The 8,219-nt window shown below is 44.4% G+C and carries 8 protein-coding genes and 1 pseudogene; 3 read left to right on the top strand and 6 right to left on the bottom strand.

The window, feature by feature from the left end:
- The 3 genes and pseudogenes from RMO55_RS04425 to RMO55_RS04415 form a co-directional block, all read right to left on the bottom strand.
- A pseudogene (locus RMO55_RS04425) lies at window positions 1-189 on the bottom strand (DUF1361 domain-containing protein); the annotation flags it as partial.
- A gap of 67 nt (window positions 190-256) precedes the next feature.
- Window positions 257-940 carry an HAD family hydrolase gene (locus tag RMO55_RS04420; protein WP_310424130.1) on the bottom strand — a complete coding sequence of 228 codons (684 nt, stop codon included), beginning with the start codon at window positions 938-940 and terminating at the stop codon, window positions 257-259.
- A 271-nt stretch (window positions 941-1,211) separates the two neighbouring features.
- Window positions 1,212-2,636 carry a phospholipase D-like domain-containing protein gene (locus RMO55_RS04415; protein WP_310424127.1) on the bottom strand — a complete coding sequence of 475 codons (1,425 nt, stop codon included), beginning with the start codon at window positions 2,634-2,636 and terminating at the stop codon, window positions 1,212-1,214.
- Window positions 2,637-3,040: 404 nt separating this feature from the next.
- Here RMO55_RS04415 and RMO55_RS04410 point away from each other — a divergent pair, with 404 nt between their 5' ends.
- On the top strand, window positions 3,041-3,421 hold the full coding sequence (locus tag RMO55_RS04410) for a hypothetical protein (RefSeq protein ID WP_310424124.1): 381 nt from the start codon (window positions 3,041-3,043) through the stop codon (window positions 3,419-3,421).
- On the opposite strand, the gene RMO55_RS04405 is transcribed toward RMO55_RS04410, so the two are convergent.
- A complete protein-coding gene (locus RMO55_RS04405; protein WP_310424122.1) occupies window positions 3,418-3,618 on the bottom strand; it encodes a hypothetical protein in 201 nt (66 codons plus the stop codon). The genes RMO55_RS04410 and RMO55_RS04405 overlap by 4 nt on opposite strands.
- 173 nt (window positions 3,619-3,791) lie before the next feature.
- Here RMO55_RS04405 and RMO55_RS04400 point away from each other — a divergent pair, with 173 nt between their 5' ends.
- Window positions 3,792-4,979 (top strand): cysteine desulfurase family protein, encoded by a 1,188-nt coding sequence (locus RMO55_RS04400; RefSeq protein WP_310424119.1) that lies wholly within the window; start codon window positions 3,792-3,794, stop codon window positions 4,977-4,979.
- Between the two features lie 247 nt (window positions 4,980-5,226).
- On the opposite strand, the gene lipB is transcribed toward RMO55_RS04400, so the two are convergent.
- Complete coding sequence (gene lipB, locus RMO55_RS04395) at window positions 5,227-5,904, bottom strand: lipoyl(octanoyl) transferase LipB (RefSeq protein WP_310424116.1); 678 nt, start codon at window positions 5,902-5,904, stop codon at window positions 5,227-5,229.
- The gene (locus RMO55_RS04390) at window positions 5,888-6,766 is read right to left on the bottom strand and encodes a sugar ABC transporter permease (RefSeq protein ID WP_310424113.1); all 879 of its coding nucleotides are present in this window, start codon (window positions 6,764-6,766) and stop codon (window positions 5,888-5,890) included. Before RMO55_RS04390 ends, lipB begins: the two co-directional genes overlap by 17 nt.
- Before the next feature lie 276 nt (window positions 6,767-7,042).
- Between RMO55_RS04390 and RMO55_RS04385 the strand changes: the two genes are divergently transcribed.
- Window positions 7,043-8,074 carry a long-chain acyl-[acyl-carrier-protein] reductase gene (locus RMO55_RS04385; protein ID WP_310424110.1) on the top strand — a complete coding sequence of 344 codons (1,032 nt, stop codon included), beginning with the start codon at window positions 7,043-7,045 and terminating at the stop codon, window positions 8,072-8,074.
- Window positions 8,075-8,219 lie beyond the last annotated feature (145 nt).

Here is an 8,219-nt window from a genome sequence, read left to right as displayed (position 1 = left end):
GACAAAACTAAGACCTAGCAAGACATAAGTACTCCAGCAAAATAGTCTCGATCGAGGTTTATTAAACAGAAAAAAACTTAGAGTTAGTGGTACTAATGCGAGAAAACTATTCCAGGCAATTCGACCGATATCTTCGGCAATAACTTGCATAACTGGACTCGTCCAGATTGAGACTTGAGCTAAGAGCATTTGACCTCCAATTCGGGTCTAATTTAGTATCGATAAGAATTATAAAATATCTGTCGATCGAGCATTTTTATCGTGGCAGAATAGACATAATTTCAACTAGATTTTGGTAGTGAGGAAAAACACATTTTGCACCAGTTGCAAGTAGATCCACCACTCGCTTCCCAGTACCAATTCCCACAAAATGATAATCTAAATGCTTTGAGGCAACACCATCCCAGACACCATCGCCCACATATGTGACTGTTTCAAATTGCGATTGCTGGTAAAATTCGATCGATCTTTGATAAGCACATTTCATGATATCTGTCCGCGCACGAGCATCATCGGAGCAAGCCATTGGTACAATTATTTTATCTAACCCAGTTTGTTGAAGTTTAAACTGTGCTGTTTGTTCCCAAGCCCCAGTTGCTAAGGCGATCGCATAATTAGGTTCAGCATTTAACCTATCTAAAATTTCTTTGGCTCCAAAAATTGGTTGCAATGGTTGTTTGCTGACGGTAATTGTTAATAGTTCTAAGAAACGTTGTTGATAATAACTAATTTCAGCAACATTTGGATCGCGCCCTAATTCTGTTTGACAAAGAGTTTGTAAAATACCTGCATCTGTAATGTGGGGATAATTACTCCAATTTCGATCGATCCGATCGAGATCGAATCCAAACACATCAACTAATGCTTGTAAATAGCAATCCGAGTCGATAGTCGTACTATCGACTAAAGTGCCGTCCAAGTCAAACATAATTAAGTGCATCTAATTTAGATTTTAAGTTTTAGAATATCATTGAAATTTACTCTAACAATAATTAACCTATTAATGTGGATGAAAATTAAACTTCATTTTTTATGTTGTGTTCATTCTGTTCGACCCTATCTAAGATTTTTCTAACACCTAACACCTAACACCTAACACCTAACACCTAACACCTAACACCTAATACCTAATACCTAACACCTAATACCTAATACCTAACACCTAATACCTAATACCTAATACCTAACACCTAATACCCAAAACCTAACACCTAACACCGTTTATTTTTTAAACGTGCGGGGATGCCGACAACGGCATGTTCGTACAGCCTGCCAAACTCTCGATCGAAATGTGCGGCAACAGTCGGATTGTCCTGAATGATTAATAGTGTCTCATCATTATGATAATTGGCGGCATTCGACCAATTATGCGAGCCAGTAATCACCGTTCGTCGATCGATTATCGCAAACTTATGATGGAGTAAATCTCCAGTAGGTAAAGTCGGCACTCCAATTGTATCCAACGACTGTAGATTAGTTCCAGCAGCCTGACAAAGATTGTTGGGATCTATCCCCATCAGCGTTAAAGCCGAACTATAATCGCGATAAGCAAACTGTCGATCGACGATTCCCCGCACCTTAATCCCTCGCTGAGATTGGATTTGTAAAATATTGCCCAAAGCATGTTCAGAAAAGACAAATAAAGCCAAATCTACTTGCTGTTGACTGGTACTAAGTAACTTACCGATCGAGCCGTTACTCGTATTTTCCCACGTCTGCTGCTGGGAAGTTGGGGAAAATTGCACCAGGATCAGCGTTTTTCCGACAGATACTTCAATGAGTGGACGTGCTGGTTTCCGCGCCTTAAATTGGCTGTTGGGGTTGCCTGCGGTGCCATCGCCCCACATCAGGTTAAACTCAGTAGTGAAGGCTGCGGCTAATTCGCTACTATCGATCTGTACGAGATTATTCTGATTTCCTTCGCTATCTGGACGATCGATATCGCCATATACATCACTCATAGTCCAATTTGCCGAAGTCACAATTACTTGATGTCCATCCACCACCATAAATTTATGGTGCATCAATCCACTTCCTTTGGAGCCATCCGCAGTATCATCCAGGATTGAAATTCTGGCATTGCGGAGGATAACTAGAGCATCGCGTTGGTTAATCTCCACCTGACTGAGAATGCCGTTGCGATCGATATCTACTAACTGTTGAAATTGTTGATAACGATCCTGCTCCCGTGGTGTGAACTTATCGGTTTCGGCTGCTGTTAATTCACTCAACGGACGACTATAATTATGCTCCAAAATCACCCGCACCTTGATTCCAGCCTGTGACTTAGTGGCTAAAGCTCGAGCGATATTCGGTAGTTGAAACTCTTGTACTGCTACATCAATTTGCGATTGTGCAGAGTCGATTCGAGCGATTAACTTCGCCGCCAAATCCGTACCTTGTCTAGTTTTTTGTCGATAAGGTTCTGTAAAGTTTACCGATCGATCGTGGTTAAAATAGACTTGTACCGACTCATCTTGTGGTAAAGATGGTAATTGTGCCTGAGTTCTGGACTGAAACTGCAGCCACAACCAATATCCACAAAAAATAGCAACACCGATGCTGCCAAGAGCTAAAATAAATAACAGAGAGGAGTGCGATGTGCCAAAGGCACCGCTAAAACGTCGAAATTTCACAGGGAAACCCCAAAACTATGCATGATATTATGAACTAATAGCTTGTTACTACTAATCGTCAATGATTTTGGGCACTGTTAACAATTGAGCCTTACCCGTTCAATTGTATCATTTATCACCTAAATATTGTCTGAAATCACAGTCTATCCGGCGATCGACTTCTAGAATTGAAGTTTATCTTGCTAATAGGCTTTGTCAACAATGATGGGTTGACATCACCTAGATAGTTAGTGTTAATCTACTAGCAGAATCGATAATAGTGCTTGCTGGCAGAAAAACTCGATCGAGTTCTTCACCAAGCGAGATTGGCAGTATCGATTTCACTGTTCAAATTTCTATGCAGCTAATTTATAACTGCTTACTTACCATTTTTACCAACTACATTAACTATCGAGGTATATTTTATGAGCAGACACAGAAAAAGTTTTCAATGCGGTCATAAGGGCTACGGCCAGATCTGTCACCGTTGCCTTCAAGAGGAGGTAGATGTAAATGAAAAGAAAGAGAAAAAACGGAGTTGGCATGATAGTTTTGCCTTCGATCCGATCGACCTCAAAAGCTTACCATCTCATGTGGTTCTAAAAGCTAGAAATATTATCGTTGGCTTACAAGATCGTCGCAACTATCGAGAGTTTGGTGGGAAAAGGCTGCGTCACAATCGACTAGTAATTAGCATTCCCGTCACTCGCAATTATCGAATGTTGTGCTTCGAGCGAGATGGCATTCTCCAACCAAAAGAAGTACTGTCACATGAAGATTATAACATTTGTAAACCAGGCAGCTAGATAACGTATACTGCAAATGTTAAATACTGAACTTCGCAGATCGAGAAGCTAGAAGACACATCCCCGACTTCTTCAAGAAGCGGATCTTTCCCGTCTTTGTCTCTAAGGCGATGGAGCAGAACGTGCTGCTGGGCGGGTTCCCCGCCCAATGGTCTTGCTGTTTCCCCTACCTTGTCTTGACGCGCATCTATGGACATCGTTTAGGGTGACTCGATCAGTGGGAACTCGTCCAAAGTGCGCCGCTGCTTGGCTATGGGTCGCGGATCGGGAACCCATCCGACCCATACAATGTTACAGGCAAGTAGAGCACCCTTCCAAGACAAGAGAGATAAAACAGTAGCTCGCGCTCCCCGCTCCTCCTCACAAATTTATGCAGATTTATCTAGATCATAGTGCGACAACGCCAACTCGCTCTGAAGCGATCGCTGCTATGCATCGAGTGCTTGCGTCAGAATGGGGAAATCCTTCGAGTATCCATCAATGGGGCGAACGAGCTTCAACCTCGATCGAACAAGCGAGATTTCAAGTAGCAGCATTAATTAATGCCAACCCTGACGCGATCTCTTTTACGTCTGGTGGTACCGAAGCTAATAATCAAGCAATTATGGGGGTAGCAAATTTATACACCACCCCCCAACATTTAATTATTTCGAGCGTCGAACATTCCTCGATTAGTGCGCCAGTTCAATGGTTAGAAACTAGAGGATGGCAAGTAACTAGATTAGCTTGCGATCGATCCGGAAGCATAAAACCTGAAGATCTCGCAACAGCTATTCGTCCCAATACAGTGCTGGTATCGATCGTCTATGCTCAGAGTGAAGTAGGCACCGTCCAACCGATCGCCGAATTAGCCGCTATTTGTCGTCAGTACCAAGTTTACTTCCATACTGATGCCGTTCAAGCTGCTGGCAGAATCTCGATCGATGTCCAAAAATTAGGGATCGATCTGCTCTCGATTTCCAGTCACAAACTTTATGGTCCTCAGGGTACAGGCGCACTATACATTCGCCCAGGCTTAGAAATTATCCCACTATTGGCTGGTGGCGGACAAGAAATGGGCTGGAGATCTGGCACTCAAGCCGTACCGCAAATCGCTGGATTTGGCGTAGCGGCAGAATTAGCGAGTGAAGAATTAGCATCAGAAAATCTGAGATTAATCGGGTTACGCGATCGACTATTCGAGCTACTCGCCGATTGTCCCACATTAATGCCCACTGGAGATCTAATTCACCGCCTTCCCCATCACCTCAGCTTCTGTCTCCAGATCCCGAGCGCAGATCGACAAGAACCCATCACTGGTAAAACGATCGTCCGACAACTCAACCTCGCTGGTATCGGCATCAGTTCTGGCGCAGCTTGTGCCAGTGGCAAACTTACTCCCAGCCCAATTCTATTAGCGATGGGCTACAGCAAAGTTGATGCAGTGGGCGGAATTCGCCTTACTCTCGGGAAGAGCACCACAGCGGCCGATATCGACTGGTCTGCAATGGTACTGAAGCAAATTCTCGATCGACTTACACCACAATTGGTCATTAGTGGTACGAAAATAATTTCCTAACTACAATCGATCGGTACCCAAAAGTATTTTCGGCAGGTCAAATTGCTGGTAACAAAGACGTTTAATCGTTAAGGTCTTTGCGTTCTAATCGAACAACACGACGACTCAATCGACGGGTTTTCCGTTCGTTATTCAACAGATCGAAGTTTAGATCGTCTACAGAATTTTGGTGCGCGGTAAACCTGCTACGGACAGCAACAGATCTTCATCTCAATTTATGCCAAGAAAAAGGCTATATCAACGCTAATTACTGAATATCTAATATCTCAACCTGAAAGATTTCGCTAAAAACTTTGATGATTTGCTGACGCACTAGATCGGGATTAATATCAGGAATAAACTCAGCCAGACTGCCAACAGATCGATCGGCAATTCCGCATGGCACGATTCGATCGAACCCACTCAAATCTGGACATACATTCAGTGCAAAACCATGCATGGTAATCCATTTACTGACTTTAATACCGATCGCGGCAACTTTTCGACCTTCGATCCAGACACCCGTTAAACCGTCGATCCGTTCTCCCTGGAGATCGGACAATGCTAAAACTTGGATGATAACTTCTTCTAATTGCCGTAAATACCAGTGTAAATCTTGTTGATAGTGGCGGAGATTGAGAATCGGATAAACAACTATTTGCCCAGGACAATGATAAGTCACTTCGCCACCACGTTCGACTCGATACAATTCATATTCAGTTTGCAAATGGTCGAATTTTAGGAACTCTAAGCTAGATCCAGTACCGAGCGTGTACACAGGTGAATGCTCGAGAATGACTAGGGCATCCGATCGATCTGGATCGTCAATTCGTTCCTTCTGTAGCGATTTTTGCCAAATCCAAGCAGTTTGATAGTCAATTTCGCCACAATTATATAACGAGCATTCACGGTTCCGTGTAAATATCCTCTCAGGGTACATTAACATTATTTTGAGAAAGTTTGAGGTTTAGGAGCGATAGGGTAAATACAATTAGGAATAAAATTAAACCGATCGTACAAGCATAACTGAGATCGGGATTACTCGAACCGAAACCTTGTTGATATAAATAATAAACCACAGTTTTAGAACTATTTCTCGGCCCGCCTTGAGTCATCACATAGACTTCTTCAAAGATTTTTGTCGCCGCGATCGCCGAAATCACCGCAACAAGTAACATATAGGGCCGCATCAGCGGAATCGTAATATCCCAATGCTTAGTATAACTATCCGAACCATCGATCGCCGCAGCTTCATATAAGTCCGCTGGAATCGATTGCAGCCCAGCTAAATAAATGGTCATGTAGTAACCCAATCCCTTCCAAATTGTCACCACCATCACGCTAAATAAAGCTAAACCAGGACTAGTCAGCCAGGGAATCGCGGGAATCCCCACAACTTTCAATAATTGATTGAGCAAACCATTTTCAGCATAAATAAACTTCCAGGCAATTCCCGCCACCACCATCGAAATAATCACAGGTACATAATAAGCCGCCCGAAAGAAACTCATTCCTTTCAGCTTTTGGTTGACTAGAATGGCGAGTAGCAATGGTGCAAAGACCAGAATCGGCACTACTCCACACAGATAAACCACCGTATTTCTCAGCGTCTGCCAAAATACCTCATCCTTAAACAATCGATCGAAATTAGTCCATCCCTGCCAATTTGCCGTACCCGCGATCGGGTCATAATTGGTAAAGCTCAGATAAAAAGCCTGTAATGCTGGTAAAAATACCGTTACAGCCAGCAATAGTAGTGCGGGTGCGAGGAAGAGATAGGGTGTCCAGTTGAATTGACGAAGACGCATCGGTGTGTGGGGGTGTTGGGGTGTGGGGATGTGGGGGTGTGGGGGCGTTGGGGCGTTGGGGTGTGGTGTTGATTACTCCGTCACTCCGTCACTCTCGTACTCCCGTACCCCAGAAGGAAACTATCAACTTACATTCAATAAGCGATCCCCTCGTCCCTATTTTGTACTATTGTGTAAAAGGATCGGTTTAAATATTCCTGTCGTTTGACGATCCTAAACTTCCGATTCCGCAAGGCGGAGGCTCTGCCAACGACAGGCACAACTCGTAAAATCTTCATGTTTGGTCTTATCGGTCACCTCACCAGCTTAGAACATGCCCAAGCCGTCGCTAAAGACTTAGGCTTTCCAGAATATGCCGACCAAGGGCTGGATTTTTGGTGCAGTGCCCCACCACAGACAGTAGACCACATCAAGGTCACAAGTATTACCGGACAACAGATTGAAGGCTACTACGTCGAGTCTTGCTTTTTGCCCGAAATGTTGGCAACCAGAAGGATCAAAGCAGCGATTCGCAAAATTCTCAATGCAATGGCACATGCCCAGAAACAGGGCATCAATATCACTGCACTAGGTGGATTCTCCTCGATTATTTTTGAAGAATTCGATCTCCAGCAAAATAAACAAGTCCGCAACGTCGAATTGGATTTCGATAAGTTTACAACGGGCAACACCCACACAGCTTACATTATCTGTCGGCAAGTAGAAGAGGGTGCAGCCAAACTAGATATCGATTTGAGCAAAGCTACTGTCGCCGTCGTTGGTGCAACAGGGGATATTGGGAGTGCCGTTTGTCGGTGGATCGACGAACGGATGAATGTTGCCGATTTACTATTAGTAGCCCGCAACCAAGAGCGGCTCCAACAGCTCCAATCAGAGCTAGGGCGTGGCAAAATCATGAGCTTGGAACAAGCATTACCCCAAGCGGATATCGTCGTCTGGGTGGCAAGTATGCCCAAGGGTGTAGAAATTGATGCGACTCAACTCAAACAGCCTTGTTTGCTGATTGATGGGGGCTATCCCAAAAATTTGGGAACTAAAATTCAAGCTCCTGGCGTATATGTGATGAATGGCGGCATTGTCGAGCATTCCCTCGATATTGACTGGAAAATCATGGGCATCGTGGCAATGGATACCCCCGCCCGTCAGCTTTTTGCCTGTTTCGCCGAAGCCATGATCCTCGAGTTTGAGAAATTGCATACTAACTTCTCCTGGGGACGCAATCAGATTACGATCGAGAAAATGGATCGCATCGGTCAAGCCTCTCTCAAACATGGTTTTCGTCCCTTGTTATCTTTCGTCGGGGAGTAAGGGCGTAAGGGCGTAAGGGAGTGACGGAGTAACGGAGTAACGGAGTAAGGGAGTGACGGAGTAGTAAACACACCCCACACCCCACACCCCACACACCCCACACCCCCACACCCCCACACCCCCCATACCCCCACACCCCCACACC

The organism is Chamaesiphon sp. VAR_48_metabat_135_sub (genome assembly GCF_031418915.1).
Taxonomy (GTDB): Bacteria; Cyanobacteriota; Cyanobacteriia; order Cyanobacteriales; family Chamaesiphonaceae; genus Chamaesiphon.
Note: the sequence above shows the minus strand (reverse complement) of the source record. Positions and strands in the feature narration are given on the sequence as shown.

Coding starts and splice junctions, on each gene's coding strand:
- RMO55_RS04400 (WP_310424119.1), top strand. CDS start 3,792: ATGCAGATTTATCTAGATCATAGTGCGACAACGCCAACTCGCTCTGAA.
- RMO55_RS04405 (WP_310424122.1), bottom strand. CDS start 3,618: ATGTCCATAGATGCGCGTCAAGACAAGGTAGGGGAAACAGCAAGACCA.
- RMO55_RS04385 (WP_310424110.1), top strand. CDS start 7,043: ATGTTTGGTCTTATCGGTCACCTCACCAGCTTAGAACATGCCCAAGCC.
- RMO55_RS04420 (WP_310424130.1), bottom strand. CDS start 940: ATGCACTTAATTATGTTTGACTTGGACGGCACTTTAGTCGATAGTACG.
- RMO55_RS04390 (WP_310424113.1), bottom strand. CDS start 6,766: ATGCGTCTTCGTCAATTCAACTGGACACCCTATCTCTTCCTCGCACCC.
- lipB (WP_310424116.1), bottom strand. CDS start 5,904: ATGTTAATGTACCCTGAGAGGATATTTACACGGAACCGTGAATGCTCG.
- RMO55_RS04410 (WP_310424124.1), top strand. CDS start 3,041: ATGAGCAGACACAGAAAAAGTTTTCAATGCGGTCATAAGGGCTACGGC.